The organism is Sinomonas albida (assembly GCF_004919045.1).
In the GTDB taxonomy this organism is placed as follows: domain Bacteria; phylum Actinomycetota; class Actinomycetes; order Actinomycetales; family Micrococcaceae; genus Sinomonas; species Sinomonas albida.
The window spans coordinates 28,543-54,176 of sequence record NZ_SWDW01000008.1; the positions used below are offsets into that span (position 1 = coordinate 28,543).

The 25,634-nt window shown below is 68.1% G+C and carries 29 protein-coding genes; 23 read left to right on the top strand and 6 right to left on the bottom strand.

Annotated features, from left to right (window positions below; translation table 11 throughout):
- Positions 1-6: 6 nt before the first annotated feature.
- Together E6A26_RS09395 and E6A26_RS09400 are read left to right on the top strand one after the other, a co-directional pair.
- Positions 7-1,182 carry a glycoside hydrolase family 26 protein gene (locus E6A26_RS09395; protein WP_234865288.1) on the top strand — a complete coding sequence of 392 codons (1,176 nt, stop codon included), beginning with the start codon at positions 7-9 and terminating at the stop codon, positions 1,180-1,182.
- 205 nt (positions 1,183-1,387) lie between these two features.
- The gene (locus tag E6A26_RS09400; protein WP_136610939.1) at positions 1,388-1,855 is read left to right on the top strand and encodes a hypothetical protein; all 468 of its coding nucleotides are present in this window, start codon (positions 1,388-1,390) and stop codon (positions 1,853-1,855) included.
- 102 nt (positions 1,856-1,957) lie between these two features.
- On the opposite strand, the gene E6A26_RS09405 is transcribed toward E6A26_RS09400, so the two are convergent.
- Positions 1,958-2,173 carry a hypothetical protein gene (locus E6A26_RS09405; RefSeq protein ID WP_136610940.1) on the bottom strand — a complete coding sequence of 72 codons (216 nt, stop codon included), beginning with the start codon at positions 2,171-2,173 and terminating at the stop codon, positions 1,958-1,960.
- A gap of 144 nt (positions 2,174-2,317) precedes the next feature.
- On the opposite strand from E6A26_RS09405, the gene E6A26_RS09410 reads away from it, so the two are divergent.
- The 10 genes from E6A26_RS09410 (at position 2,318) to E6A26_RS09455 (ending at position 9,456) form a co-directional block, all read left to right on the top strand.
- The gene (locus E6A26_RS09410) at positions 2,318-2,797 is read left to right on the top strand and encodes an Asp23/Gls24 family envelope stress response protein (protein WP_136610941.1); all 480 of its coding nucleotides are present in this window, start codon (positions 2,318-2,320) and stop codon (positions 2,795-2,797) included.
- Positions 2,794-2,985, top strand: a complete 192-nt coding sequence (locus E6A26_RS09415) for a hypothetical protein (RefSeq protein ID WP_136610942.1) — start codon at positions 2,794-2,796, stop codon at positions 2,983-2,985. Before E6A26_RS09410 ends, E6A26_RS09415 begins: the two co-directional genes overlap by 4 nt.
- Before the next feature lie 44 nt (positions 2,986-3,029).
- Positions 3,030-3,359 carry a hypothetical protein gene (locus tag E6A26_RS09420; protein WP_234865290.1) on the top strand — a complete coding sequence of 110 codons (330 nt, stop codon included), beginning with the start codon at positions 3,030-3,032 and terminating at the stop codon, positions 3,357-3,359.
- Complete coding sequence (locus E6A26_RS09425; protein WP_136610944.1) at positions 3,356-4,003, top strand: DUF6286 domain-containing protein; 648 nt, start codon at positions 3,356-3,358, stop codon at positions 4,001-4,003. The genes E6A26_RS09420 and E6A26_RS09425 overlap by 4 nt, the downstream gene beginning before the upstream one ends.
- Positions 4,000-4,629 (top strand): hypothetical protein, encoded by a 630-nt coding sequence (locus E6A26_RS09430; RefSeq protein WP_136610945.1) that lies wholly within the window; start codon positions 4,000-4,002, stop codon positions 4,627-4,629. Before E6A26_RS09425 ends, E6A26_RS09430 begins: the two co-directional genes overlap by 4 nt.
- Positions 4,630-4,839: 210 nt before the next feature.
- Positions 4,840-6,129 carry an ABC transporter substrate-binding protein gene (locus E6A26_RS09435; protein ID WP_136610946.1) on the top strand — a complete coding sequence of 430 codons (1,290 nt, stop codon included), beginning with the start codon at positions 4,840-4,842 and terminating at the stop codon, positions 6,127-6,129.
- A gap of 75 nt (positions 6,130-6,204) precedes the next feature.
- The gene (locus E6A26_RS09440) at positions 6,205-7,212 is read left to right on the top strand and encodes a carbohydrate ABC transporter permease (RefSeq protein WP_136610947.1); all 1,008 of its coding nucleotides are present in this window, start codon (positions 6,205-6,207) and stop codon (positions 7,210-7,212) included.
- A 1-nt stretch (position 7,213) separates the two neighbouring features.
- Positions 7,214-8,095, top strand: a complete 882-nt coding sequence (locus tag E6A26_RS09445; protein ID WP_136610948.1) for a carbohydrate ABC transporter permease — start codon at positions 7,214-7,216, stop codon at positions 8,093-8,095.
- An 83-nt stretch (positions 8,096-8,178) separates the two neighbouring features.
- A complete protein-coding gene (locus E6A26_RS09450; protein ID WP_136610949.1) occupies positions 8,179-8,382 on the top strand; it encodes a hypothetical protein in 204 nt (67 codons plus the stop codon).
- Positions 8,383-8,430: 48 nt separating this feature from the next.
- Positions 8,431-9,456 (top strand): LacI family DNA-binding transcriptional regulator, encoded by a 1,026-nt coding sequence (locus tag E6A26_RS09455; RefSeq protein WP_136610950.1) that lies wholly within the window; start codon positions 8,431-8,433, stop codon positions 9,454-9,456.
- A gap of 257 nt (positions 9,457-9,713) precedes the next feature.
- Here E6A26_RS09455 and E6A26_RS09460 read toward each other — a convergent pair whose 3' ends face one another.
- From E6A26_RS09460 to E6A26_RS09475, 4 genes are all read right to left on the bottom strand, one after another.
- The gene (locus tag E6A26_RS09460) at positions 9,714-10,559 is read right to left on the bottom strand and encodes a hypothetical protein (protein WP_234865292.1); all 846 of its coding nucleotides are present in this window, start codon (positions 10,557-10,559) and stop codon (positions 9,714-9,716) included.
- Between the two features lie 24 nt (positions 10,560-10,583).
- On the bottom strand, positions 10,584-11,396 hold the full coding sequence (locus tag E6A26_RS09465; RefSeq protein ID WP_136610951.1) for an exodeoxyribonuclease III: 813 nt from the start codon (positions 11,394-11,396) through the stop codon (positions 10,584-10,586).
- A 70-nt stretch (positions 11,397-11,466) separates the two neighbouring features.
- Positions 11,467-12,312, bottom strand: coding sequence for an ammonia-dependent NAD(+) synthetase (gene nadE, locus E6A26_RS09470; protein ID WP_136610952.1), 846 nt, complete (start codon positions 12,310-12,312; stop codon positions 11,467-11,469).
- Between the two features lie 4 nt (positions 12,313-12,316).
- Positions 12,317-13,090: a FadR/GntR family transcriptional regulator gene (locus E6A26_RS09475; RefSeq protein ID WP_136610953.1), complete on the bottom strand. Its 774-nt coding sequence runs from the start codon at positions 13,088-13,090 to the stop codon at positions 12,317-12,319.
- Positions 13,091-13,182: 92 nt separating this feature from the next.
- On the opposite strand from E6A26_RS09475, the gene dgoD reads away from it, so the two are divergent.
- The 7 genes from dgoD (at position 13,183) to E6A26_RS09510 (ending at position 20,078) form a co-directional block, all read left to right on the top strand.
- Positions 13,183-14,328: a galactonate dehydratase gene (dgoD, locus tag E6A26_RS09480; protein ID WP_136610954.1), complete on the top strand. Its 1,146-nt coding sequence runs from the start codon at positions 13,183-13,185 to the stop codon at positions 14,326-14,328.
- 107 nt (positions 14,329-14,435) lie between these two features.
- On the top strand, positions 14,436-15,128 hold the full coding sequence (locus E6A26_RS09485) for a bifunctional 4-hydroxy-2-oxoglutarate aldolase/2-dehydro-3-deoxy-phosphogluconate aldolase (RefSeq protein WP_136610955.1): 693 nt from the start codon (positions 14,436-14,438) through the stop codon (positions 15,126-15,128).
- Positions 15,125-16,075, top strand: a complete 951-nt coding sequence (locus tag E6A26_RS09490; protein ID WP_136610956.1) for a sugar kinase — start codon at positions 15,125-15,127, stop codon at positions 16,073-16,075. Before E6A26_RS09485 ends, E6A26_RS09490 begins: the two co-directional genes overlap by 4 nt.
- Before the next feature lie 99 nt (positions 16,076-16,174).
- Entirely contained in the window at positions 16,175-16,522 is a 348-nt protein-coding gene (locus E6A26_RS09495) for a hypothetical protein (RefSeq protein ID WP_136610957.1), read from the top strand.
- Positions 16,523-16,619: 97 nt separating this feature from the next.
- Positions 16,620-17,678: a Gfo/Idh/MocA family protein gene (locus E6A26_RS09500; protein WP_234865294.1), complete on the top strand. Its 1,059-nt coding sequence runs from the start codon at positions 16,620-16,622 to the stop codon at positions 17,676-17,678.
- 342 nt (positions 17,679-18,020) lie between these two features.
- The gene (locus tag E6A26_RS09505; protein WP_234865296.1) at positions 18,021-18,881 is read left to right on the top strand and encodes a sugar phosphate isomerase/epimerase family protein; all 861 of its coding nucleotides are present in this window, start codon (positions 18,021-18,023) and stop codon (positions 18,879-18,881) included.
- Between the two features lie 30 nt (positions 18,882-18,911).
- Positions 18,912-20,078 (top strand): Gfo/Idh/MocA family protein, encoded by a 1,167-nt coding sequence (locus E6A26_RS09510; protein WP_136610958.1) that lies wholly within the window; start codon positions 18,912-18,914, stop codon positions 20,076-20,078.
- 213 nt (positions 20,079-20,291) lie between these two features.
- Here the strand turns inward: E6A26_RS09510 and E6A26_RS09515 are convergent, their stop codons facing one another.
- On the bottom strand, positions 20,292-21,311 hold the full coding sequence (locus tag E6A26_RS09515) for a LacI family DNA-binding transcriptional regulator (protein WP_136610959.1): 1,020 nt from the start codon (positions 21,309-21,311) through the stop codon (positions 20,292-20,294).
- 138 nt (positions 21,312-21,449) lie between these two features.
- On the opposite strand from E6A26_RS09515, the gene E6A26_RS09520 reads away from it, so the two are divergent.
- Genes E6A26_RS09520 through E6A26_RS09535 form a run of 4 tightly spaced genes read left to right on the top strand, consistent with a single transcriptional unit; the run spans position 21,450 to position 25,606 of the window.
- Complete coding sequence (locus E6A26_RS09520) at positions 21,450-22,799, top strand: ABC transporter substrate-binding protein (protein WP_136610960.1); 1,350 nt, start codon at positions 21,450-21,452, stop codon at positions 22,797-22,799.
- Positions 22,800-22,827: 28 nt separating this feature from the next.
- The gene (locus E6A26_RS09525; protein ID WP_136610961.1) at positions 22,828-23,847 is read left to right on the top strand and encodes a carbohydrate ABC transporter permease; all 1,020 of its coding nucleotides are present in this window, start codon (positions 22,828-22,830) and stop codon (positions 23,845-23,847) included.
- Positions 23,844-24,764: a carbohydrate ABC transporter permease gene (locus tag E6A26_RS09530; protein ID WP_136610962.1), complete on the top strand. Its 921-nt coding sequence runs from the start codon at positions 23,844-23,846 to the stop codon at positions 24,762-24,764. Before E6A26_RS09525 ends, E6A26_RS09530 begins: the two co-directional genes overlap by 4 nt.
- 2 nt (positions 24,765-24,766) lie before the next feature.
- A complete protein-coding gene (locus E6A26_RS09535) occupies positions 24,767-25,606 on the top strand; it encodes a sugar phosphate isomerase/epimerase family protein (RefSeq protein ID WP_136610963.1) in 840 nt (279 codons plus the stop codon).
- Positions 25,607-25,634: the final 28 nt, after the last annotated feature.

Genomic DNA, 25,634 nt, shown 5'->3' on the forward strand with positions numbered 1-25,634 from the left:
GGGCGGGTGCACGCCAAGATGCGACGGCTCGGGACTTCCGCGGCCGCTCTCACCGTCCTCGCCCTCACAGCCTGCTCGTCCGGAGCGACTCTCGCGGTTGCGCCGTCGTCGTCCTGCGCCTCCCCGGCACGCCCGATCGGCCCCGCGAGCGGCGCGCTGTTCGGGGTGAACCTGGACTGGGGCCACGAGCAGCTCGCCGACTATGCCCGGAACCTCGGCCGCAGCCCCGCCGTCGCGGTCTCCTTCTCGGGGTTCCCCTTCACCGAAGCCGACCGGACCAACATCCATGGCGCGGCCGAGCAGGTCCGCGCGCAGGGCGCTGCCCTGCTGCTGACCCTCGAACCCCACGGCGGACTGGCCTCTGTCACCGATGAGGCGCTCAAGGACCTCCAGACCCTCCTGACCCAGGTCAACGGATCCGGGGTCCCGGTGATCGTGCGGTTCGCCCAGGAGATGAACGGATCTTGGTACGAATGGGGTGAACAGCCCGCCGAGTATATCGCCGCTTTCCGCAGGGTGGCAGCAGCGGTCCATGCGACGCCGTCGAGCGCCACTATGTGGGCCCCGAACTACGGGGGCGGCTACCCCTTCGACGGCGGGAAGTACGAGGCGAAGAAGGGGACCGCCGACTACACATCCCTGGACACGAACCACGACGGCACCCTCGACGGCAAGGACGACCCCTACGCGCCCTACTATCCCGGCGACGACGCCGTGGACTGGGTCGGGATGTCGCTGTACCACTGGGGCAACACCTACCCGTGGGGAGCGAACGTGGTCCCCGAGGCAGGCAAGTTCGCCCAGCAGCTGACCGGCACCTACGACGGCGCCGGCGGGAAAGACACAGCCGTCCCCGACTTCTACACCGACTACGGGATCAAGCACGGCAAGCCCGTCGCGATCGCAGAGACGGCTGCCCTGGTGAACACGAGCCGCGACGCCTCGAATTCCCTCGCGATCAAGCAGGCCTGGTGGGAACAGGTATTGGGATCCGACATCCCCACACGGTTCCCGGACCTGAAGATGGTCAACTGGTTCGAGTGGGACAAGTACGAGACCGAGGTCAAAGGCCAGGTCGACTGGACGGCCACCAAGGACCCCGCGATCCGCACCGCGTTCACCAAGGCACTGCCCGGATGGCTGCACTTTGGGACCGGACAGCCCTGCACCTCGGCCAAGTAGAAGCGAGGGGCCCCCCGGCTAAGACCGTGCGGCGACTGTTGACTGGCACACAGGGCGGGCTTAAATTCGCTGCAGCTGGGGGAACTCGAAATCCCAAACTGCACAATTGCCGCCGTCGAGCGGCGTTCGGGGCATCGGTCTCGGCCCGGCGCTTTGCCGGGTGCTGCGCGGGCTGCCCCTTCTTCAGCTGAAGGAGGAGCGAAAAATGCTCAAGCGGGTCGGTGCCATCGTGGGAGCAGCACTTCTGACGGTCGCCGCGGGGGCCAGCCCCGCGTTCGCGACCACCACGGGAACGCAACACAGCACTCAGATCGTCGGCGTGATCCCAGTGACATGCGACGGGCCGGGGCAGACGAGCTTCACCGGAACCGGCAACTCGGTTCAGCACTTCACGACGAACAGCAACGGAGACTGGTTCACCACGACAACCGAGGGCCGGGTCACCTTGACCACGCTGTGGAATGGCGTGTGGGGAACGTGGACAGGTCACGTCCAGGAGTGGTTCGGCTCAGAGGACAACAACAAGAACAACGTCCAGCACGCAACGTTCAACTTCAACGGCACGAGCAGCTCCGCTCCCTCCTCGACGCTGAGCATCCACGCGGCCTTCACCCAGACCACGAATGCGAACGGCGTCCTCGTGGTCAACAACATGACCTTCACCTGCCAGTGAGGCCGAGGGTCGAGGCGGCGTGCGGGCACGCCGCCCCGACCGGGCCCGGCGCTGCCCCCGGGCGCTGCACCATCACCTAGCCGCGCAGGTCCCCGGCCGCATTCAGCGGCGGGTCCAGGCCGTCCCGTTCCATTCGGCGACGACCCGGTGGTGCTTGGGCTCGAGCAGTTCGAGCCGGATGAGCGAGTGGTCCCGGGCGAGTTCGGCGACGGTCCCCTCCGTCGCGGCGATGGCGGCCTCGGCATCTTCGGCCACGACCGGATGGACCACGGGTCCGAGCTGCCCCTTGGGGTAGTAGGCAACGCGAATGAACTCCATATCCCGAAGGTACGCCGGCTCGGTTACCCCTGGAATGGGCCAATGAGGGTGCGGCGCGCACGCCGCCCCCACCGTACAGCGGTGCGCCAGAACGGACCGTACTAAGGTGGGAACAAAGTCCGGTCACACGGCGAGGGGAACCATATGGAGCAGTATCCCGAGGTGGGGCCCGGGGCGCCCGTCTACGCGGCGGTCCCTCCGGAGGCGGGCGGCCGCACAGTGATCCAGGAGCAGGCCGTCGCCAAGGTGGCGGCCGCGGCCGCGCGGGCAGTGCCCGGCGTCCACTCGCTGGGGACCACGCCGTCGCGCGCGCTCGGCGCGATCCGCGACGCGGTCGGCGCCGACCATGCGGGCGGAGTCCGCGCCGAGGTGGGCGCGACGCAAGCGGCAGTCGACGTCACGCTCGTCGCGAAGTACGGGATCCCGCTGCAGAAGCTTGCGGACGATGTCCGCGCCGCCGTCTACCGCGCCGTCGAGCAGTACACGGGCCTGACGGTCATCGAAGTCAACGTCGAGATCGCGGACGTATATATCGGCGAGCCCAGACAGGGCGAGCCACGGCAGGCCGAGGCGCCGGTTGCTCCCGTGCAGCCGCCCGCCCCGTCCGGGAACGAGGTGCTGTGAATCTGACCGTGGTCGGCATCGCCATAGGTGCCTTCGTCGCGTTCATGTCCTTCCAGTTCGGCGCGTGGGGGTTCATCGGCTCGATCGTCTTCATGGCCATCGGCGCGGTCCTGGGCCGGCTTGTCGAGGGCAAGGTCGACGTCCGGCGTGTCTGGGACGCGCTCATCGGAAGGCGCTCCTCGCAGTGACCGAAGCCGCCACCCCAGCGCCCGCACTCGCTGGGCACAATCGCGTGAGCACGCAGGCCCTCACGAGCCTTGCGCAGGCCGCGGCGGCGGAGCTTTTCGGCGTGCGGCCCTCTGAGGTGCGGGCTTCGTGGACGGACGACGCCGGCCTGCTGGCTCTGAGCGTCGTCTCGCCCATCGCGGTGCCCGACGTGGGCTCCATCGCCCAGCCGGCCGACGTCGCTGCGGCCGGCGGAAGCGTGTGGGATCGGGCATCGGGCGCAAAGGGCGCCATCATGCGCCGCGTGTCTGGGCTCAGCGGAGCACAGCTCCGCCGCGTCGACGTCAGGATTGCCGGGGTGCGCCCGGCTGCGTCTCGACGGGAGCGTGTCCAATGAGCGCCGAGGCGCCCGTCACGCAGCCAGAGGGGGCGCCCAAGGGCGCGCCGACGCCACGGGCTCCCGAGCCCGAACACGGCCTCGCCTCGGCCGTGCGCCGCGAGACGAGCTCGGGCCGAGTCTTCGCGGCCGCGGTCGTCGCGGTTCTCGTGACGCTCCTGTGCCTGTATGCGCTGCTCGAGTCGACGCTGCAGGCGATCGGCCAGCCAGCCTGGATCACCGACCCCGAGACCGCGGCCCGCTTCATCTCGGGCCTCCCGAACGGCATCAATCGGGGTCTGCTCGGCCTTCTCGGCGTGGTCGTCGCGCTCGTGGGCCTCATGTTCGTGCTGCTCGCGCTGCGTCCCGGGCGCCCGGGTCGCCGGGCACTCCCGGGGAAGCGCATCGCGGTGGTGGTCGACGACGAGGTCCTCGCCTCGGCCCTCGCGCGTCGCGCCCGCGCGGCCGCGACGGTGCGGCCAGAGCAGGTCACGGTGTTCGTCTCCCAGGGGGAGGCCCTCGTCAACGTGCGGCCCACGTCCGGAGTGCCTGTGAGCGCCGAGGCCGTGCTCGCCGCCGCCGAGGATGAGCTCAGACGGCTCAGGCCCGAGCCGTACCCGGTCGTCCGGGTCCGCGTTGCCGGGACGGGGGTGGTCGGGGCATGAACGGCACGCCGCGCACGCTCAACCGCGTCCTCGTGCTCGTGTTCGGGATCCTCGTGTTCGCCGTCGGGGTCCTCGTCGCGCTGATTGCGGCGGTTCCGGCAATCGACGCCTGGTGGGCCTCGTGGGCGCCGGCCGCGTCGACGCAGACGGGACGGGCCTTCGAGAACACTCCGATCCCCGGCACGTCGGTGAGCTGGCTCTGGCTCCTTGCGATGGCGCTCCTCGTCGTCGTCATCCTCGTCATGGTGTGGTGGATGTCCCAGCAGGGCACCGGTCGGCGTGACCTCATCGCATGGTCCGCCTCGGACGGCGGCTCCGCGGAGACAGGCGAGGCCCCGGGCCGCGTCACCATCTCGGCGTCGACGGTGGATCAGGCGCTGCGCCAGGCGCTCGCGCGGCGGAGGGACATCCTCGGCCTGTCCGTCGCGGCGGTCGAGTTCGAGCACCAGGTCGCGCTCCGCGTACGCGTGGTCGCTCGGCAGGGCGCAGACCCGGGTGAGATCGCGCGCGAGATAGAACGTCTGACCGTCGGAATGGATCTCCTGCTGGGCCACCAGTGCCCGGTGCTGCTGCACATCGCGTCGGGGACGAGGTCCCGCTTCAGCCGGGCCGAACGCGTGCGCTGAGCCCGACCCACTCGGGCCGGGCACGCGCCGTCGTCCGTCAAAGGGCTCCACTCATGGGTGGGGCCCTTTCGCCGTGTCTAGGGTCTTTGATCACGGAATGAAAACGACGTGCGTAAGCGCTTGCACAGTTCCATAGACAGCCATAGGGTGAACTGCGTCACAACTCCGGAGGCGGTGAAAAAGCTGCCCCGACAGACAAGGGAGTCGAGCATGAGAAAGACGTTCTCCAAGTACGGTGCGCCATTAGCCATGGCGAGCGTACTGGCCCTGGCGCTCTCTGCCTGCAGCGGCGGAAGCAGCTCCGGTGGCGGCGGCGGGGGAGGTGGGGACGCCTCCTCGAATCTCGATGGGCGCGGTCCCATCACGTACGTGCAGGGCAAGGACAACTCGAACGTCGTCCGCCCGCTCGTCGACAAGTGGAATGCTGCTCACCCGGACCAGAAGGTCACGTTCAAGGAGCAGTCTGATTCGGCAGACCAGCAGCACGACGACCTCGTCCAGCACTTCCAAGGGAAGGACACGAACTACGACGTAGTCGACGTCGACGTCATCTGGACCGCCGAGTTCGCCGCGAAGGGCTGGCTGCAGCCGCTCAAGGACAAGTTGGCCTTCGACACTTCGGCGATGCTGCCTGCAACTGTGAAGACGGCGACCTACAGCGGCACGCTCTACGCGGCCCCGCAGACGTCTGACGGTGGCCTCCTCTACTACCGCAAGGATCTCGTGCCCAACCCGCCCAAGACGTGGGACGAGATGATGAGCATGTGCTCGATCGCCAAGCAGAACAACATCGGCTGCTACGCGGGCCAGTTCCAGAAGTACGAGGGCCTCACGGTCAATGCTTCTGAAGCGATCAACACCTTCGGTGGCAAGATCGTGGACGATTCCGGCAAGGCTGCAGTCAACTCGTCGGATGCCAAGACGGGCCTCGGCAAGCTGGTCGACGCGTTCAAGAGCGGCAACATCCCGGCCGAGGCGATCACGTACAAGGAAGAGGACAGCCGCACGGCGTTCCAGGATGGCAAGCTGCTGTTCCTGCGCAACTGGCCGTACGTCTACAGCATCGCGAGCAAGACGGACGGTTCGTCCAAGGTCGCTGACAAGTTCGGCATCGCACCGCTTCCGGGCAAGTCCGGGCCGGGCGCGTCGTCGCTCGGTGGCCACAACGTGGCGATGAGCGTCTACTCGAAGAACAAGGCCACGGCTCTTGACTTCATGAAGTTCATGACGAGCCAGGAGACGGAGACGTTCTACGCGACGCAGGGCTCCCTCGCTCCGGTGCTCTCGAGCCTCTACTCGGACCAGACGCTCGTGCAGAAGCTCCCGTACCTGCCCACGCTGCTGACGTCGATCCAGAACGCCGTCCCGCGTCCCGTCACGCCGTTCTACCCGGCCGTGACGAAGGCGGTGGAGGATAACGCCTACGCCGCCCTCAAGGGAGACAAGACGGTCGATCAAGCGGTGGCAGACATGCAGTCCGCTATCGAGGCCGCAAAGTAGCCAGGCCGTGAGCTGGTGGCCCGGGGGCCGGAAACGACCCCCGGGCCAGCCGGCCCCCTGAACAGGAGAGATTCGATGTCTACGAAACTCCCGGAGCGAACCCAGGCCAAGGCGAAAGCCGAAGGCCACCACATGCCGGGTCGCGAGAGCGCGGACCGGAAGCAAGTCACTCAAGGCCGCTGGGCCTCGCTTCTTCTACTGCCCACGCTCGTGCTGCTGGCCATCGTCATCATCTACCCGGTGGTCAACGCCATCATCATGTCCTTCCAGAAGGACGCTGGCCTCAATGCCGCGACCGGGTTCTTCGAGCAGGGCGGTGCGGCAGGATTCGACAACTACGCGCACTGGCTGCTTCAGCAGTGCAACGGACAGGCCTGCCCGCCTGGAACCATCGGCTCCCAGTTCTGGTCTGCCTTCGGAACGACGTTCTTCTTCACGGTCGTGACGGTGGCCCTTGAGACCGTCCTGGGCTTCTGGATGGCGATCATCATGGCGCGGTCCTTCCGCGGACGGAGTGCGGTCCGCGCTGCCGTCCTCGTTCCGTGGGCCATTCCCACGGCCGTGACCGCCAAGCTGTGGTTCTTCATCTTCGCGTTCGACGGCATTGCCAACAAGCTGTTCGGGACCCAGATCCTCTGGACGGGGTCTGAGTGGCCTGCCAAGTGGGCGATCGTCATCTCCGATACATGGAAGACCACGCCGTTCATGGCGCTCCTTATCCTTGCCGGGCTCCAGCTCATCCCGGATGAGGTCTACGAGGCCGCCAAGGTCGACGGCGCCACCGCGTGGCAGCGCTTCACCCAGATCACCCTGCCGCTCGTGAAGCCGGCGCTCATGGTCGCGGTCCTGTTCCGCGTGCTCGACGCGCTGCGCATGTTCGACCTGCCGTACATCATGACGCAGGGCGCCAACAACACGACCACGCTCTCGATCCTCGTCGTCGACCAGATCCGCGAGGGGTTCAACAGCGCGGCGGCGCTCTCGACCATCACGTTCATCGTGATCTTCCTGGTCGCGTTCATCTTTGTCCGCTTCCTCGGTGCGAACGCCGTGGGCGCGGCCACCTCCTCGGGAAAGAAGTGACATGGCCGCCACCGCAACGCTCCCGCGCACCGCAACGGCGCCTGCTCGCCGCAAGCGCTTCGACTGGGGCCAGGTCCGTACCTACATCTCGGCCCTGATCATCCTCGTTTGGTGCCTCCTACCGGCCTACTGGATGATCGTGACGGCTTTCCGGGACACCGCCTTCACGTTCGATTCGAGCTTCTGGCCAACCCACGTCACGTGGGACAACTTCGCCACGGTGTTCGACGAAAGTCTCGGCAACCACTTCGGCCGGAACCTGCTCAACAGCCTCATCGTGGCGGGCGTGACCACGGTCGTCGCCCTCGTGGTCGGCGTCTTCGCGGCCTATGCTCTGGCGCGACTGAACTTCCGGTTCAAGTTCGCCGTGATGGGGTTCATTCTCGGCGCCTCGATGTTCCCGGGCGTCGCGCTCGTGACGCCTCTCTTCCAGCTTTTCACCAACATCGGCTGGATGGGGAGCTATCAGGCGATGATCATCCCCGACATCTCCTTCACGCTTCCCCTCACGGTGTACACGTTGACTTCGTTCTTCCGTGAGATGCCCTGGGAGCTTGAGGAGTCGGCACGCATCGACGGGTGCACTCAGGGCCAGGCGTTCCGGAAGATCATCCTTCCGCTCGCCGCACCCGCCACGTTTACCACCGCGATCCTGGCCTTCATCGGGGCCTGGAACGAGTTCCTCATCGCGAGCCAGCTGTCCTCGGACGCAACCCGTCCGGTGACTGTTGCGATCGCGTACTTCGCTGGCGCGCAGCCACACCAGGAGCCGTACACGGCCGTCATGGCGGCAGGTACGATCGTGACGGTCCCCTTGGTGATCTTGGTGCTGGTCTTCCAGCGGAAGATTGTCGCGGGACTCACCGCGGGCGCGGTGAAGTGACAGGGGAGGCACGCCGCCGACCGTGGGATCCGTTCTCGGTCGGAGGAGAGGCGTACCGTCTCTCCTCCGGCCCGAGACGGGCCGTGGTTGAGCAGTTTGAGATCTTCGTCGGTTTCCTGGGCTTCTGGGCGCTCGTCCTCTTCGTGGTGACGGTGTGGCTCGAGATGACCGGGCAGTCGGCGCTGTGGTGGGCGCTCGGGCTTGCCGCGGTGCTTGCCGCCATGGGCGGGCTCTGGGCGCTGAGACGCAGGGTTCTCCGGCGGCACACGGACGACGCCGAGCAGTAAGTCCGGCGTACGCCTCGCCGGCGCTGGGGCCGGGAACACGGAGGGAATATGGTCGGGATCGAGGACGTCGCCGCAGCAGCGGGGGTGTCGACGGCAACGGTCTCGAGAGCTATCCGTGGGCTGCCCCGTGTGTCTCCGAGGACGCGGGACAAGATCCTGGCGACGGCAAAGGAACTGGGGTACGTCCCCTCCTCCGCGGCCTCGCGGCTTGCGTCAGGCAAGACCAGGACCATCGGCGTGCTCTCGCCCTACGTGGACCGCTGGTTCTTCGGCAAGGCGATCGACGGCGTGGACCGCGAACTGCACGGGCGCGGCTACAACCTCTCGCTCTTCAATCTCGGCGGGCGCACGCAGCCGCGCGAACGGCTCTTCAGCAAGTCCATGGTGCACAAGCAGATCGACGCGCTCCTGCTCATCTGCATGTACCTGCACCCGGAGGAGATCGACGACCTCCACAAGATCGAAATGCCGCTCGTTGTGGTCGGGGGCCCGGTGCCAGGGTGTTCCAACGTTGGCATCGATGACTACCTCGCGGCTCGGACCATTACCGAGCACCTCATCGGCCTGGGCCACCGTCACATCGCGCTCCTCCACGGTCAGGACGATTCGGACCTCAACTTCAGCGTGCCGCGGATCCGCGTCGAGGGCTTCCACGACGCCGTGCATCGCGCGGGCCTCGAGTTCGATCCCGACACAGCCCTCTTCGGCAACTTCACCGTGGAGAGCGGCGTCGAGGCGATGCGCCGCTTCATGGAGCTCCCGCGGCCCCGGCCGACCGCGATCGTGTGCGCCTCGGATGAGATGGCGCTCGGCGTCATCTTCGAGGCGCGGCGGCAGGGCATCCGAATTCCCGCGGAGCTGTCGGTCGTGGGGATCGACGGCCACGAAATGGGTGCGGCCGTCGGGCTCACCACCGTGTGGCAGGACCCGACCGCGCAGGCCCGACGGGGGACTCAGATGCTCCTCGCTGAACTGGGCGGAGACGAGGGGGCTGTGCATCCCGAGAATGCGGAGCAGCGCCTCGTGGTCCGGGAGTCGACAGCGCCGCCCTACAGCCGCCTCGCCTACAGATGAGTCTCGGGTACGCCAACTCCGTCCTCTAGCCGTTTCGGGTACGCCAACTGGGCCGTCTAGCCGTTTCGGGTACGCCAACTCCGTCCCCTAGCCGCTTCGGGTACAGATCATCTGTACCCGAGACGTGTTGGGTGGGGTGGTATCTGTACCCGAGACGTGTTGGGTGGGGTGGTATCTGTACCCGAGAGGTGTTGGGTGGGGTGGTATCTGTACCCGAGACGTGTTGGGTGGGGTGGTATCTGTACCCGAGACGTGAGTCAGGAGGCGCGGGCGAGCTGGCGGATCGGGATCCACCTCGAGGCCAGCCGGCGGTACGCGGCGGCGGCCCCGGTCATGTCCCCCTCCGCGAGGCATTCGATCCCGAGCCTCACGTCGAGGCACGATTCGTCCGGGTACACGCGGTCAGCGACTTTGCCATAGTCCAGCTCGATGGCCGATTCGGGATTGAACTCCTCGAGCCACTCCGTGAGCGTCGTGAGCTCGTCGAGCATGCTCATGTCCGGGGCGGCGAGAGCGAGATTGGCCACGGCGAAGCGCGCCCGGCTGATCGCCTTCGACCACGGTGCGACCATACGGACGGTCCGCAGGTGGTCCCCGGCCTCGACGAGCTCGGTCGGGTCCGACTCCTGGAACAGCACGAACCAGCTGAACGGGATGCCCCACAGGGATTCGCGCGTGTTGATGCGCGGCGAGGTGGACTCCGCCGCGATCCGGTCCACGCGCTGCTGGTGCCGTTCGCGGGCCTCCTCCGGGAGCATGAGCTCGGCCAGGATGCGCGGCGCCGTGCTGATCACGGATTCGGCCGCGAGACCCGAGCGCAGCACGAGCTGGCTCGGGCAGTACAGCGTGGTCCCGTTGACCGTCAAAGACCGGGTGAACTCGGCCGAATCGCCCGGGAACGGGTCGCCCGAGGCGCTCACGATGCGGTCCAACGCGGCGTCGGACTCGGCGGTGTCCAGCGCCTCGCGGCCGCCCTTGGGCCGCAGCCCAGACTTGAGCCGGTCGCGCTCGTGGGAGCTGAACGCCTCAAGCGGTTCGTACACGCGGAGGTGTGATGAAAGGGGCCGCCCCGCGAAGCCCTGAGGGTCGCTCAACTCAGCCACCCGCCGTCGTCCGCGGCGCCGAGCTCACGCGCCGTCCGCAAGCTCCACCACCACGGGAGCATGATCGGACGCGCCCTTGCCCTTGCGCTCCTCACGGTCGAAGTGCGCGCCCACCACGCGCGCCTCGAGCGCCGGCGAGGCGAGCACGAAGTCGATCCTCATGCCCTCCTTCTTCGGGAAGCGCAGCTGCTTGTAATCCCAGTACGTGTACACGCCGGGTCCCGGAGTGTAGCGGCGCGCGGCGTCCGTGAAGCCGCTCGCCTCGAAGGCCCGGAAGGCCTCGCGCTCGGGCTCGCTCACATGCGTCCAGCCCTCTGCGCGGAAGAGGTCGATGTCCCAGACGTCCTCGTCGAGGGGCGCGATGTTCCAGTCGCCCACGAGCGCGATCTGCGCCTTGGGGTCCTGGGCGAGCCATTCGGAGGCGTGCTTGTTGAGCGTCGCGAGCCATTCGAGCTTGTAGGGCATGTGCTCGTCGTCGAGCGCGCGCCCGTTCGGCACGTAAAGCGACCAGACCCGCACCCCGCCGCACGTGGCGCCAATGGCACGAGCCTCCTGCTCAGCCTCGACCCCGCCCTTGCCGAACGTGGGCTGGTCAGGGAACGTGCGCGAGACGTCGTCGAGCCCCACCCGGGAGGCGATCGCCACGCCGTTCCACTGGCTCAGGCCGAAATGCGCAACCTCGTACCCGTTGCGCTCGAAGAGCTCCCACGGGAAGTTGTCGTCCCGGCACTTGGTCTCCTGCATCGCCAGGACGTCGATGTCGCTGCGCAGCAGCCAGCTCTCCACGCGGTCGGCGCGGGCGCGGAGGGAGTTCACGTTCCAGGTGGCGATCTTCACGCTGCCCACGCTATCAATCCAGCAGCCAGTCGGCACCGTGAGGTGCCTCGGCTTCCGGATTGATCTGGGGTTACTTCGACCAGGCGGTCGCACCCTCGTGCCACCACGTGTCGAAGCGCGTGACCGGGGTGGCGCGCTTGTGGCGCGTGATGAGGAAGCGGCGCTCGATCGCCTCCGCGACGCTGTCCGGGACGTCCCTGCCCTCGAGGTAATCATCGATCTCCTCGTAGGTGATGCCGAGCTCGTGCTCGTCGGTGCGGCCGGGCTGGAGGTCGAGGAGGTCCGCCGTGGGCACCTTCTGCCAGATCCGCTCGGGGGCGCCGAGGTGCTGCAGCAGCTGGCGGTTCTGGCGCTTGTTCAGGCCGAAGAGGGGCAGGATGTCCGCTCCGCCGTCGCCGAACTTGGTGAAGAAGCCCGTGACCGACTCGGCGCCGTGGTCGGTGCCGATCACCAGGAGATTGCGCTCGCCCGCGATCATGTACTGCGCGATCATGCGCGAGCGGGCCTTGGTGTTGCCGCGGACGAAGTCGCTGAGATCTTCGTCGGATGTCCGGCGGTATTCGGACTCGAAGCCGTCCACGGCCGCCTTGACGTTGAACATCCACTCCGACTTGGCGCGCACGAACTCGAGCGCGGCCCGCGCGTCGTCCTCGTCGTGCTGGACGCCGTGGGGGAGCCGCACCGCAATGAAGTCCGCCTCGATGCCGTCCTCGGCGAGGGATTCGACGGCGAGCTGCGCGAGGCGGCCCGCGAGCGAGGAATCGAGACCGCCGCTGATCCCGAGCACGAAGCCCTTTGCCCCGGTGGCCCGGAGGTAGTCCTTGAGGAACGCGACCCTCGCCTCTACTTCTTCTGCGGGGTCGATCTGCGGCTTGACGCCCATCTCGTCGATGATCTTCGCCTGAAGTTCGCGCATGGGGCTAGCGTACTTCAGGCATGTTTCCTGAGGGTTGCGTCTCGGTGGACGGCTCGGGCCGGGTCCACAGGTGCGACATCTCGTTCACGGAGCGCACCACGAGCCGCTCCATGCCGGCGCGCGCCGCTGGCCCGTCCCCCCGCTGGATTGCGGCCGCGACCTCGAGGTGGCCCTCGAGCGCCGAGCGGTCGAGGTGCGGGGGCATGAGCCCGTGGTGGACGCGCCCGGCCAGGACCTCCTCCGTGACACGGTTGAGCTTGCCGAACATGCCGTTTCCGCTCGCCGCGAGGACCGCGTGGTGGAACGCGATGTCGAGCTCGACGAACTCCTCGGTGTTCTCGGTGGTGCCCGCGGCCCACATGGCCGCGGAGAGCCGCACGATCTCGGCCCGCGCGGCGTCCCCAGCCCGCTCGGCGGCGAGCTGGGCTGCTAGGGGTTCGACGGCGCGGCGGAGCTCCGTGAGCTCCTGCAGCTGCGCGACGCGGTGCGGCGAGGCGAGCTTCCAGCGGATCACCTGAGGGCTGAACGCGTCCCATTCCGATTCGGGCAGCACTACCGTTCCGGTCCGGCGGCGCGGCGCGATCAGCCCGAGCGAGGAGAGCACGCGGAGAACCTCGCGCACGAGCGTGCGAGACACCTTGAAGCGCGCCTCGAGTTCGTCGGACAGCAGGACGGACGACGGCGCGAGCTCGCCCGAGCAGATCGCCGCGCCTAGGGCGTCGAGCACCTCAGTGTGCCGTCGGGAGGCTGCGGGTGACGCCTCGGGGGCCTTCGTCATACCGTCCATGGTAGTGGCTAGATAAGACTTAACTCGCTACCATCACGAATAAGTACTACAAATCACCGATCCGTCGCGAAGGACTGAAGACCGTGAAAATCACCCGCATCGAGACCTTCCTCGTCCCGCCCCGCTGGCTGTTCGTGCGTCTCGAGACGGACACGGGCGTGGTGGGCTGGGGCGAGGCGACGTGCGAGGGTCGCTCCGAGACGGTCCGCACGGCCATCGACCAGCTCGGCGAGCTGCTCATCGGGCAGGACCCCCTGCGCATCGAGGATCACTGGCAGGTCCTCACGAAGGGCTCGTTCTACCGTGGCGGCCCGATCCTCGCGAGCGCGGTCGCGGGCCTCGACCAGGCGCTGTGGGACATCGCCGGCAAGCACTTCGGCGCGCCCGTGCACCAGCTCCTCGGCGGGCCGGTGCGCGACCGCATCCGGGTGTACGGCTGGGTGGGCGGCGACGAGCCGAACGAGGTCGCGGATGCGATCGCGGCCCAGGTCGAGGTGGGCCTCACCGCCGTCAAGATGAACGCCTCGGGGAAGATGTCCCCCAACGGGAGCGTCGCGGAGCTCGACGGCGTGGTGCGCCGCGTTGCCGCCGCGCGCGAGGTCCTCGGCCCGGACCGCGACGTCGCCGTGGACTTCCACGGCCGCTTCACGCTCGCCACGGCGCGCCGTGCCGCCTCCCTGCTCGCGGACCTTCATCCGTTCTTCCTCGAGGAGCCCGTGGTGCCGGAGAACTCGCACCTCATCGGGCGCATCGCGGAATCCACCACCATCCCCATCGCGACGGGCGAGCGGCTCTACTCGCGGCAGGAGTTCCTGCCCGTGCTGCAGGCCGGGATTGCCGTCGCGCAGCCGGACCTGAGCCACGCGGGCGGCATCACCGAGGTGCGGAAGATCGCGGCCCTCGCCGAGACGTTCGACGTCCAGCTCGCCCCGCACTGCCCCCTCGGCCCCATCTCGCTCGCGGCGTGCCTGCAAGTCGGCTTTGCGACCCCGAACTACCTCATCCAGGAGCAGAGCATCGGCATCCACTACAACAAGGGTGCCGAGGTGCTCGACTACGTGGTGGACAAGACGCCGCTCCGCTTCGTGGACGGCTGCATCGAGCGGCTCACCGCGCCGGGCCTCGGCATCGAGGTCGACGAGGCGGCCGTGCGCGCCGCCGACGCGCGGGGCCACGCGTGGCGCGGACCCGTGTGGCGGCACGCCGACGGCTCGTTCGCCGAGTGGTGAGCCGGGGCGCGGGGCGCGGGCGAGGCGCGGCCGGAATCCGGAGCGCGGTCGGAATCCAGAGCAGTGAGCGGTACAGCAAAACGGACGTCGGTGATAGGAAAGTGACTATGGGCCAGTTGGACTCGGCAAATCTCCTGCAGATCCTCTCGGAGACGCGCCTTGTCGCGATCATCCGCGGCGATACGCCCCAGAGCGCAGTCGCGGCGGCGCGCGTGCTGTTCGATGCGGGCGTGAGGCTCGTCGAGATCGCGCTCACCACCCCGGGCGCGCTCGACGCGATCGCGGAGCTCGCCCCGGGTCTGCCCGAGGGCTCCTACCTCGGGGCGGGGACCGTGCTGACCGAGGACGACGTCGATGCGGTCGCCGCCGCGGGCGCGCATTTCGTGGTCACCCCTGCGGTGACGGAGTCCGTCGCGTACGCCGTGGACCGCGGGCTTCCGGTCCTTGCCGGCGCGTTCACTCCGACCGAGGTGCGCGAGGCGTGGCGCGCGGGAGCCGCGGCCGTCAAGGTCTTCCCGGCCTCCGCCGTCGGACCCGGCTACTTCAAGGCCGTGCACGACCCGTTCCCGGACATCCCGCTCCTCGCGGTCGGCGGCGTCGGGCTCGCCCAGCTGCCCGAGTATCTTGCGGCAGGGGCCGTGGGCCTCGGCGTGGGCGGCCCGCTCGTCGGGGACGCGGCCCGCGGCGGCGACCTCGAGGCGCTCGCCGAGCGCGCGCGGGCCTTCGTCGCGGCGGCCGCCCGCGGCGCTGGAGCGCGCGCCGAGTCGGAGACCCAGGCGAGCAGCGAGGCTGGGCGATGACCGGCGTCGTCCTCTCGCTCGGCGAGGCGCTCGTGTCGCTGCGCGCCGCCGCGCCGCTCGCGCTCGGCGGGCCGCTCTCCATGCACGCCGCGGGCGCCGAGCTCAACGTCGCGGTGGGGCTCGCGCGGCTCGGGCACGCGGCGTCGTGGGCGGGCGTGATCGGCGACGACGAGCTCGGCACGTTCGTGCTGCGCTCGCTTGCCGCGGAGAACGTCGACACGGCCGGCGTGCGGCGCGCCACGCTGCCCACCGCCGTCATGTTCCTCGAGGCGCGCACGCCGGACGTCTCGCGGGTCTTCTATCACCGCCAGGGCGCCGCGGGCGCAGCGCTCGGCATGCATGACGTGGACCGCATCCTCGACCGCGACGTCGCCTGGCTGCACCTCACGGGGATCACGCCCGCGCTCTCGGAGGGCGCGCGGGCCGCGACGCTCCACGCCGCGCAGATCTGCCGCGACCGCAGCATTCCGTTCTCACTCGACGTGAACTTTCGCAGCAAGCTCTGGTCCTCTTCGGAGGCGGAGACCGTTCTCCCGTGGCTCGCCGAGGGCGCCGCTGTGGTGATCGGCTCTGAGGACGAGCTCGGTCTGGTTGCGCCGTCGGGCGCCGCGAGCTCCGTGGACGGCGCGGCCTCTGAGCTGCTCGCGGCCGGCGCCGAGGACGTCGTGGTGAAGCTCGGCTCGCGCGGTGCCGCGGCCTACACCGCTGACGGCCGGGTTGAGGCCCCCGCGTTCGCCGTCTCCGTGCGGGACACGGTGGGCGCCGGCGACGCGTTCACCGCCGGCTACCTCTCCGCGCGGCTCGACCACCTTGACGTCGCGGGCCGGCTGCGCCGCGGGACCGCGCTCGGGGCGTTCGCCGTGGGCAGCCACGGCGACTGGGAAGGCCTCCCGCGGCGCGACGAGCTCCCGCTCCTCGACACGGAGAGCGGAGAGACGCACCGTTAGGCCGGAACTTCGCCACGCGTGGTTGGAGCCCTTCACGGTGCGCGGCGCGGCTCCTACGCTGGAAAGACGGACCAGACCGACTCGCGAGAGGACAAGTCAGTGACCGTCAAGCTGAACCAGAAGGCCTTTGACCACGCGAAGGCGCTCGTGCGCGAGGGGAAAGTCGAACGCGACAGCCGCGACGACTGGAGCGAGCATGCACCGAGCAATGACGTGCTCAACAAGTTCTTGGACTCGAACGGGCCGCACGAATACGGCCTGTGGTTCCTCGGAGTCGACGATGAGTTCTCCGAGGGCCAGAAGGGGTACTACAAGTTCCCCTTCGGCGACCTCAAGAAGGTGCACCGTTGCGCGGTCATCTCGGGTGAGAGCCGCGCAAGCCAGTACAACCACGACGACATCCGGAAGGCCCTCGGGGACCTGCTCGACCGCATCGATGAGTCCTAGGATTCCGCCCCGGCCGGTCCACTTCGGGCATGGCAAAGATGGCAAGCGATTGCCTTGCCGTGGCGTGACTCACTAGGTTGAAGAGGTGCCCGTTGACGTGTCACCCAAGCCTGCGCAGCCCGAACCCGTGGTGAGGAGGGCCGCCGTCGTTGGCTGCGGCGACATCTCCGCCCAGCATTTCGGGGCTATCGAGACGCTCGACGGCGTTGAACTCGCTGGTGTCGTCGACACAGACGCGGACCGCAGGGCGGCCGCCTCCGCGGCGCACGGCGTCCCGGGGTACGCAAGCCTCGGCGAGCTGCTCGCGGCAGGAGGCATCGACGTCGTGCATCTGTGCACGCCGCACAACACCCACGCGCTGCTCGCCCAGGAGGCCCTCGCCCGCGGCGTCAACGTGCTCACGGAAAAGCCCGTGGCCCACACGCTCGCCGACGCCGAGGCGCTCGCCGAGGCGTCCCGCGCCGCGTTCGCCGAGCGCGGGACCCAGCTCGGGGTGTGCTTCCAGAATCGGTACAACGCGCCCGTCCTCGCGCTCCGTGAGCTGCTGGATTCAGGGAGCCTCGGGCGGATCCTCGGGGCGAACGCGACCGTCATGTGGCACCGGACCCCCGAGTACTACGCGGCGCGCCCGTGGCGGGCCACCTGGGCTGGCAGCGGCGGCGGGCTTCTCATGAACCAGGCGATCCACACGCTCGACCTGCTCCAGTGGCTCGTCGGGCCGGCCGTCATGGTGGGCGGCGCCGCGTCGACGCGCGCGCTCGCGGGGGCGATCGAGGTCGAGGACACGGCGGACCTCCTCCTTGAGCACACGACGGCCGACGGCGGGCGAGTGCGGTCGGTCTTCTACGCGACGAACGCGAACGGGATCAACGCGCCCGTGACGCTCGACATCGTCACGGAGGGCGCCGCCTTGAGCCTGCGCGGCGAGCTCACGGTGCGATATGCGGACGGGCGCGTGGACGTGATCGCCGAGGCGGGGGTCCTCGCGGGCGAGCGGAGCTATTGGGGCGCGTCGCACCGCCTCCTCATCGCGGACTTCTACGCATCGCTGGGCGCGGAGCGGCCGTTCTGGATCGGGGCCGAGGAGGCGACGGCCTCGTTGCGGCTCATCAAGGACGTGTACGCGTCCTCGTACGCGCCCGGGAACTGGGTCTAGGCGGGCGCGCCACCCCCCGCCCCCCTCTACGTTTCGGGTACAGATACTGCCGCTCAGGAGCGTTTCGGGTACAGATCATCGGCACCCGAAATGGTGTGGGGTGGGGAGTTTCTGTACCCGAGATGGTGTGGGGTGGGGAGTTTCTGTACCCGAGATGGTGTGGGTGGAGAGTTTCTGTACCCGAGATGGGTGTGGCTGGGGAGTTTCTGTACCCGAGACGGGTGTGGGAGGGGGTGGTTGGCAATTGGTGGCAAACGGTTTCCATCGTGTGCCACTTCTGCCTACGGTGGGAGATGTGTGACGGCCGTCACCGCGGCCGCTGGAACAACGAGGAGAACAGCGATGGCCAGAATCGGCGTCCAGGCGATGATGCTCCGGGAGAGCTTCGAAAAGATCGGCCCCTTCGAGACGCTCCGCAAGGTGGCGGAGATCGGCTACCGCGCGGTGGAGGTTTCCCAGATCCCGATGGACCAGGCCAACGTGGCCGAACTCGAGCGGGCCCGCGGCGAGCTCGGGGTCGAGTTCGCCGCACTCTCCGCGCAGCTCGAAGGCGAGAGCGGCGCCACCCCGTACCCGCTCGCGGTCGACGTCGACCGGACTGTCGCGGACTGCCGGCGCCTCGGCACGGACATGCTCCGGATCGGCATGGCCCCGATGTTCGAGCTGCAGAGCGAAGCCAGCGTGGTTGACTACGCGAAGCGCGCAGAGAAGGCCGCGCAGGCGCTCGCCGGCGAGGGCATCTCGCTGTACTACCACAACCACCACATCGAGTTCGCGAAGATGAGCGGCCGCTACATCATGGACATCCTCGCCGAGGAGGCACCGAGCATGGGGCTCGAGGTCGACGTCCACTGGGTCCAGCGCGGCGGCCTCGACCCGGTCCGCACGCTCCACAAGTACGCCGGCCGCACGGCCATGGTCCACCTCAAGGACTACCGCATCGGCGCGCTCTCCGAGGCCGGCGTAAAGGCGCACGCGGAGGGCAACCACGAGGTCTTCATGCGCGAATTCGCCGACATCGTCCAGTTCGCGGAGGTTGGGGAGGGCAACCTCGACTTCGCCACGATCGTCCCCACCGCCATCGAGAACGGTGCGAAGTACCTGCTCGTGGAGCAGGACCGGCTCTACGGCCGCACCGTGTTCGAGGCCCTCACGATCTCCCACGAGAACCTCGTGAACCTCGGGTTCCAGGATCTCTTCTAAGCCTCCCACCCCCTAACACAGGAGCAAGCAATGAGCAGGAAAGTCCGCCTCGGCCTGGCCGGGTTCGGCCACCAGGGCAGCGGCTACGCAGCACGCATCGCAGAGGGGAAGGTGCCGAACCTCGAGCTCGTCGCGGTCATGGACATCGACCCCGAGCGCCGCGCGCTCGCGGCCGAACGGCACCCCGACGCGACGGTCTTCGACAACTACACCGCGATGCTCGAGTCCGGCGAGATCGAGGCCGTCATCGTCACGGCCCCGCACTACTTCCACCCGCCGATGGGCATCGAGGCCCTCGAGCACGGCCTTCACGTGCTCGTCGACAAGCCCGCGGGCGTCTACACGAAGCAGGTCCTCGAGCTCAACGCGGTCGCGGCGTCCAAGCCCGAGCTGACGTTCGCGATCATGTTCAACCAGCGGACCAGCCCGCTGTACAGCAAGATCAAGGAGATCCTCGACGCGGGCCAGCTCGGCGCGATCCGGCGCACGAACTGGCTCAACACCAACTGGTACCGGCCGCAGGCCTACTACAACCAGAGCGACTGGCGCGCCACGTGGGGCGGCGAGGGCGGCGGCATCCTCGTGAACCAGTCCCCGCACAACCTGGACATGTGGCAGTGGCTCTGCGGCGTGCCGAAGAGCGTCTTCGCGAAGGCCACCTTCGGCTTCCGCCGGGACATCGAGGTCGAGGACGAGGTCCTCGTGGTCATCGACTACGGCAACGGCGCATACGGCACGTACTCGGCCGGGACCCACGAGCTCGTGGGGACCGATCGCCTCGAGATCACAGGCGACCGCGGCAAGATCGTGGTGACGGACGCCAAGACCCTCGACGTGACGCTCTACAAGCGCTCCGAGCAGGAGATCAACGCGAGCATCGGCCCGGGCGAGATCTGGAAGATGACGAGCGGCGAGTTCGATCCCGAGGAGTACTTCACGCACGAGGTGCTCGAGTTCGACAACGCGTGGTCCGGCCAGCACGAGCGGGTCCTCCAGAACTTCGGGGCGAACATCCTCGACGGCACCCCGCTCATCGCGCCTGGCAGCGACGGCGTCATGGGCGTGCGGCTCGCGAACGCGATCCACCTCTCGGCGTGGACCGGCAAGGAAGTGCCGATCGACTTCGACGACGACGAGTTCCTCGCCGAGCTCAACAAGAAGATCGCCGAAGAGGGCAAGTTCCCGCAGCGCGGCTGACGGCTGCGCCAGACGGGCGCGTTCCATCCTGACCTTCTTTCGCGGGCGCAGCCGCGGGAGATCGGCGCGCCGCGCGGTGTGTCGCGGCTTCCCGCGTAGAAGAAGGTCGGGAACGGACGGCCAGTGAGCGGACGACGGCGGGTGCGCACCCGCCGTCGTCCGCTTTGCTGTGCTCGGGGGCTTTGCTGTGGCCGGGGCTTCGGTGTGGTCGGGTCAGCCCCGGGCGGGGCCGGTCGACGCGCGGATCTTGAGGTGCGTCGGCATGACCGCGAGCTTGCGCGGGGTGCCGCCGTGGATCGGGTCGAGCTGCGCCATGAGCATCGAGACCGCGACGCGGCCCGCCTGCTCCACGGGCGAGGCGATCGTGGTGAGCGGCGGGTTGCAGAAGTCCGAGCCGAACATGTCGTCGCAGCCCACGATGCTCACGTCGAGGGGCACGCGCACGCCGCGCTCGTGGAACCGCTGGAGCATGCCGATGGCGAGCAGGTCGTTGAAGGCGATCATCGCCGTAGCCCCGGTGCTGAGTGCGGCGTCCGCCGCGGCCGCGCCTGAGAACGCCGTTGGAGCGTACGGGCCGATGCGCATGGCCGTCATGCCGCGCTTCGCGGCGGCCTCCTCGATTGCCTTCCAACGCCGGTGGTTGGACCAGGAGCTCGTGGGCCCTGCCGCGTAGACCACGGACTTGTGCCCGAAAGAGGCGAGGTGCTCGAGGGCCTGGACTACGGCGCTCGGAGTGTCGATGAGCACGGTGGGGGCGTCCGCGGTCGCCCGGTTGATCGTCACGAGCGGCTGCCGCAGTGCTGTGTCCGCGAGCTGCTGGTCGGTGAGGCGCGACGCGGCGAGGACCGCGCCGTCCGTCGAGCGCCGAAGCTTGCGCAGCGTGTCGAGCTCGACGTCGGTCGCCTCCTCGGTGTCGACGAGGAGCTGCGTGTAGCCCGAGGCCTTCAGCTGGTGCTGAGTGCCACGGATGATGTCGAAGAAGAACGGGTTCGTGATGTCGGGCACCAGGACGGCGATGACTCCCGTGCGCCCCGAGCTGAGCCCGCGCGCCTGACTGCTCGGAACATAGTGCAGCTCAGAGGCGATCCGCTCGATCTTCTCCCGGGTCCGCGCGTTGACGCGCTGCGGATTCGACAGTGCGCGGGACACCGTGGAGGTGGCAACGCCGGCGATCTCCGCGATGTCGCGGATGGTTGGCATCCGGTCGGCGGAGGACTGGGAGTCTGGGGTCATGCATGCCATTGCAGCATCTTTGGCAAACCGATGGCAATCGCTTGCCGTTGGTTTTCCTTTTTTCCTAAGCTCATCGTTATCGATGCATGGGGTGAGCTGAATCACATCGGCCGCCCGCACAACTCAAGGAGGAGATTCATGCGTTTTGGCAAGAAGGCCGCTCTGGCCTCCATTGCGACGGCCGCAGCCCTCGCCCTTTCTGCCTGTGGGGGTGGCACCTCTGGCGGCAACTCCTCCGGCGGGGCCGTCAACGGTGCCGGCAAGACGCTCGATGTCTTCATCGGCAAGAGCACGACTTTCCCGCAGCAGCAGCAGCAGTGGATGGACGACACGGCCGCCACGTTCAAGAAGAACACGGGCGCCGATCTGAAGTTCGAGACGTTCTCCTCGGGCAACGACGAGCTCACCAAGATCCAGACCTCTGCCGTCTCCGGCCAGGGTCCTGACATCTACGCCCTTGGCACCACGTTCACCCCGACGGCCGTCGCGACCGGGGCGTTCGCCCAGCTGAGCGACTCCGACTGGAACGCCCTGGGCGGCAAGTCCAAGTTCAACCAGTCGGCCCTCGGGATCTCCGGCCCTGACAAGGACCACCTCTACGCCGTCCCGTTCTCGAGCCGGCCCTTCGTCATGGCCTACAACAAGAACCTCCTCAAGGCCGCCGGCATCGACAAGCCCCCGACAACGTGGAACGAGCTCGAGCAGGACGCCAAGAAGGTCAACGACCCGTCCAAGGGCATCTACGGCATGTCCGTGGGCTACAAGGACGGCTTCTCCCCGTGGAAGTACATCTGGGCGTTCTCCGAGCAGCAGGGCCAGAAGCTCGTGGACGGCAAGAATGCCAACATCGCGAATGACACCGTGACGAACGCGTACCAGACCTACTTCGGCTGGCTCACGAAGGACAAGGTCGTTGACCCTGCGTCGGTCGGCTGGACCGACAGCCAGGCGCTCGCGAACTTCGCGTCCGGCAAGTCCGTCTTCTTCCCGATGACGTCGATCAGCTCCGAGGTGACCCTCGACAAGTCGGCGATCAAGGACCAGTACGACTACGCGCTCATGCCGACGTCGATCAACGGCTCGAACCCGAACGGCGGCACCCCGGTGGCGTCGATCCTCTCGGGCGACAACATGGGCATCGCGTCCTACACGAAGAACAAGGACCTCGCCCTGGCCTTCCTCAAGCAGGTCACGGACAAGGACGCGCAGATCAACTACCAGAAGCTGTTCGGTGATCTGCCGACCAACCAGGAAGCCCTCGCCACGTTCGGTTCCGCGCCGCACATGGCCGGTGTGACGGATGCTGCGGGCAAGTCCTACGCGACGCCGTTCACGGGTGCCTGGGCCGATATCCAGCTCGCCCTCGTCAACGTCGTAGTGCAGAGCATCCCGGACCTCTCGTCTGGGAACGTCTCCGACTCCAACCTGAGCCAGCGCATCAAGACTGCGCAGAACAGCGCGCAGCAGTCGCTGAGCCGAGCCAAGTAGTCCGCCCTCGCGGATCCTGAGGTAAATCATGACCACAGCAAGCAACCCCGCCCCGGATACCCGGCTCGCCGCTAGCGCGGCGAGCCGGGGCTCCGGCCCCGCCCCAGCCCCCGACGCGGACGGCAACAACCCCGAACCGGGCTCCGGAACGCGCCGCGGCCTGTCCGAACGCAACCGCCCCCTGTGGATGCTCATCCCTGGCGGCGTGCTCATGATTGTCGTCATCGTCGTGCCGCTGGTGCTCGGTGTCTACATCTCCTTCCTGGACCTCGACCAGTACTCGCTCCGCCAGTGGCTGTCTGCGCCGTTCGTCGGAGTTGCGAACTACATCGAGGCCATCACCCAGTCGGGCATCCTGCGCTCCGTCTGGCTCAGCGTCTCCTACTCGGCGCTCGCGACGATCGTCACGCTGCCGCTCGGCATCGCCGCCGCGGTGGCCACGCAGAACAAGTACCCCGGCCGGGCCCTGGTCCGCTCGATCTTCCTCATCCCGTACGTCCTGCCCGGCTTCGTCGTGGCAACCGTGTGGCGGACGATGTTCCAGCCCAGTGGCGTCATCTCGATCACGCTGCACCACATGGGCATCGACCCCGGGCTGTTCCTCAATGGCCCGAACACGTACTGGGTCCTCGTGTTCGTGCAGATCTGGTCATCCTGGCCGTTCATCTATCTGCTTGCCCTCTCGGGCCTCCAGAGCGTGGATCACGAGGTCCACGAGGCGGCCGCCCTCGACGGCGCGCTGTGGTGGACCAAGCTCCGCTACGTGATCTTCCCGTACCTCCGGGGTCCGATCTCGCTCGCGATCCTCATCGGGATGCTGAACCACATCAACAACTTCACGCTCCCGTTCGTGCTCTTCGGCCTCCCGGCCCCGAATGACATCGAGGTGCTCCCGTACCTCACGTACGCCACGAGCTTCGAGAGCTTCCGCTTCGGCCTCAGCGCCGGCATGGCGGTCGTCTCGCTCATCCTCGTCGCGATCCCGCTCTTCATCTACCTGCGCGCCGTCAAGCTCGACGACGCCGAGACCCCGGGAGGTCGCAAGTGAGCGTCAGCACCCCGACTCTCCAGACCCAACCCTCCGCCGTCGACCGCCCCGGATCGGCGCAGCAGAACGAGGTAACCCGCCTGCTCCCGCCGTGGCTGCTCGTCACCGTCACGGTGCTGCTGTGCGCCGCCGTCCTGATCCCGATCGTCTACATCGCCATGGCGAGCCTTAACTCGGACATCGGCGTCGCGTCCGGCGAGTTCTGGCCGAGCTCGTGGACGCTCAGCAACTACTCGACGATCTGGACGAGCGTGGGCCTCGCGAACGGCCTCATGAACTCGCTGATCGTGGCGGGCTCGACCGCGGTCGTCTCGGCCGCGTTCTCGATCGGCACGGCCTTCGTGCTGGTCCGCTACCAGTTCCGGGGCCGCCGCACCATCCTGCGGCTGCTCCTGGGCTTCCAGAGCATCCCCGGCACGCTCATCGTGCTGCCGCTGTTCGTCCTGTTCTCGTCCTCGGCCACGTACCTTGGGCTCCAGGTCATCGGCACGCGGTGGGGCCTGTTCGTCACGTACCTGACGTTCTCCCTCCCGTTCTCCACGTGGGTCATGGTCACCTACCTGCGCGGCCTGCCGAAGGAGCTCGAGGAGGCGGCCCGCATCGACGGGGCGACGAACCTCGGCGTGCTCACGAGGATCATCCTTCCGCTGAGCTGGCCCGGCCTGATCGTCTCCGCGATCTTCGCCTTCCTGCCCGGCTGGAATGACGTGCTCTTCGCCTCCGTCATGACCCGGCCAGACACCCAGACGGCCGCCGTCGCGCTGCAGATCTTCTCGAGCGCCACGGAGGGCGGTGCGCTCCCGCAGTACGGCCAGATGATGGCGGCCGCACTCGTCAGCGCCGCGCCGGTGGTCCTCATCTACATGTTCTTCCAGAAGTATCTAGTGGGCGGTCTCACGTCCGGAGGAGTCAAGTGACTATGACCGAAACAGTCCAGTGGGAGCTTTCCGGGTTCGGCGACGAGATTGATGCGGACCCGCGGGTCCAGGCGGCCGTGATGCGCGCGCTCGGCGCCTCGCACATCGAGGTCCGCAGCGCGTGGGGCACCAACATCGTGGATCTCTCCGAGGACCAGCTGGCCGAGCTCAAGTCCGTCCTCGACGAGGCGGGCCTCAAGGTGTCGGCGATCGCTTCGCCGATCGGAAAGGTCGACGTCGAGCTGCCGGTCGAGCACGAGGTCGAGCGCCTCGACCGCGCCCTGCGCGCGGCGGAGGTCCTCGCGGCCCCGTACATCCGCATCTTCTCCTTCTACTACGAGGGCAAGAAGGCCGAGGACGTGCGGGACGCGGTGATCGAGCGGATGACGGCGCTGGCCCGCCGCGCCGAGGGCACGGGCGTGACGCTCGTGCACGAGAACGAGAAGGACATCTTCGGCGACGTGCCCGAGCGCGTCCTCGACATCGTCGAGACCGTCGACTCGCCGGCGCTCAAGCTCGCGTGGGACCCGGCGAACTTCGTCCAGGTGGGCGTCAAGCCGTTCTCCGAGGCGTACGAGATGCTCCGCCCGCATGTCGTCTACCTCCAGGTCAAGGACGCCGTGTCCTCGTCGAAGAAGGTCGTCCCGGCGGGCGAGGGCGACGGCGAGGTCCTGACCACCGTCGAGGCCCTCCGCGACAGCGGGTACACCGGCTTCGCCTCCCTCGAGCCGCACCTGGCCTACGCGTACGAGACCGGCGGCTTCAGCGGCCCGTACTCGTTCGGCGTCGCGGCGCGCGCGTTCGCGAAGGTCACCGAGGCGGCGGGCGTCGTGGCTCGCTAGCCGCCGCCCGCCTGTCTCCCCAATTCCC

Excerpts from the sequence above, each read along its gene's own strand:
- E6A26_RS09400 (WP_136610939.1), top strand. The coding sequence starts at position 1,388 with ATGCTCAAGCGGGTCGGTGCCATCGTGGGAGCAGCACTTCTGACGGTC.
- E6A26_RS09405 (WP_136610940.1), bottom strand. The coding sequence starts at position 2,173 with ATGGAGTTCATTCGCGTTGCCTACTACCCCAAGGGGCAGCTCGGACCC.
- E6A26_RS09410 (WP_136610941.1), top strand. The coding sequence starts at position 2,318 with ATGGAGCAGTATCCCGAGGTGGGGCCCGGGGCGCCCGTCTACGCGGCG.
- E6A26_RS09425 (WP_136610944.1), top strand. The coding sequence starts at position 3,356 with ATGAGCGCCGAGGCGCCCGTCACGCAGCCAGAGGGGGCGCCCAAGGGC.
- E6A26_RS09430 (WP_136610945.1), top strand. The coding sequence starts at position 4,000 with ATGAACGGCACGCCGCGCACGCTCAACCGCGTCCTCGTGCTCGTGTTC.
- E6A26_RS09435 (WP_136610946.1), top strand. The coding sequence starts at position 4,840 with ATGAGAAAGACGTTCTCCAAGTACGGTGCGCCATTAGCCATGGCGAGC.
- E6A26_RS09440 (WP_136610947.1), top strand. The coding sequence starts at position 6,205 with ATGTCTACGAAACTCCCGGAGCGAACCCAGGCCAAGGCGAAAGCCGAA.
- E6A26_RS09445 (WP_136610948.1), top strand. The coding sequence starts at position 7,214 with ATGGCCGCCACCGCAACGCTCCCGCGCACCGCAACGGCGCCTGCTCGC.
- E6A26_RS09455 (WP_136610950.1), top strand. The coding sequence starts at position 8,431 with ATGGTCGGGATCGAGGACGTCGCCGCAGCAGCGGGGGTGTCGACGGCA.
- nadE (WP_136610952.1), bottom strand. The coding sequence starts at position 12,312 with ATGCGCGAACTTCAGGCGAAGATCATCGACGAGATGGGCGTCAAGCCG.
- E6A26_RS09475 (WP_136610953.1), bottom strand. The coding sequence starts at position 13,090 with ATGACGAAGGCCCCCGAGGCGTCACCCGCAGCCTCCCGACGGCACACT.
- E6A26_RS09485 (WP_136610955.1), top strand. The coding sequence starts at position 14,436 with ATGGGCCAGTTGGACTCGGCAAATCTCCTGCAGATCCTCTCGGAGACG.
- E6A26_RS09490 (WP_136610956.1), top strand. The coding sequence starts at position 15,125 with ATGACCGGCGTCGTCCTCTCGCTCGGCGAGGCGCTCGTGTCGCTGCGC.
- E6A26_RS09505 (WP_234865296.1), top strand. The coding sequence starts at position 18,021 with ATGGCCAGAATCGGCGTCCAGGCGATGATGCTCCGGGAGAGCTTCGAA.
- E6A26_RS09510 (WP_136610958.1), top strand. The coding sequence starts at position 18,912 with ATGAGCAGGAAAGTCCGCCTCGGCCTGGCCGGGTTCGGCCACCAGGGC.
- E6A26_RS09515 (WP_136610959.1), bottom strand. The coding sequence starts at position 21,311 with ATGACCCCAGACTCCCAGTCCTCCGCCGACCGGATGCCAACCATCCGC.
- E6A26_RS09520 (WP_136610960.1), top strand. The coding sequence starts at position 21,450 with ATGCGTTTTGGCAAGAAGGCCGCTCTGGCCTCCATTGCGACGGCCGCA.
- E6A26_RS09525 (WP_136610961.1), top strand. The coding sequence starts at position 22,828 with ATGACCACAGCAAGCAACCCCGCCCCGGATACCCGGCTCGCCGCTAGC.
- E6A26_RS09535 (WP_136610963.1), top strand. The coding sequence starts at position 24,767 with ATGACCGAAACAGTCCAGTGGGAGCTTTCCGGGTTCGGCGACGAGATT.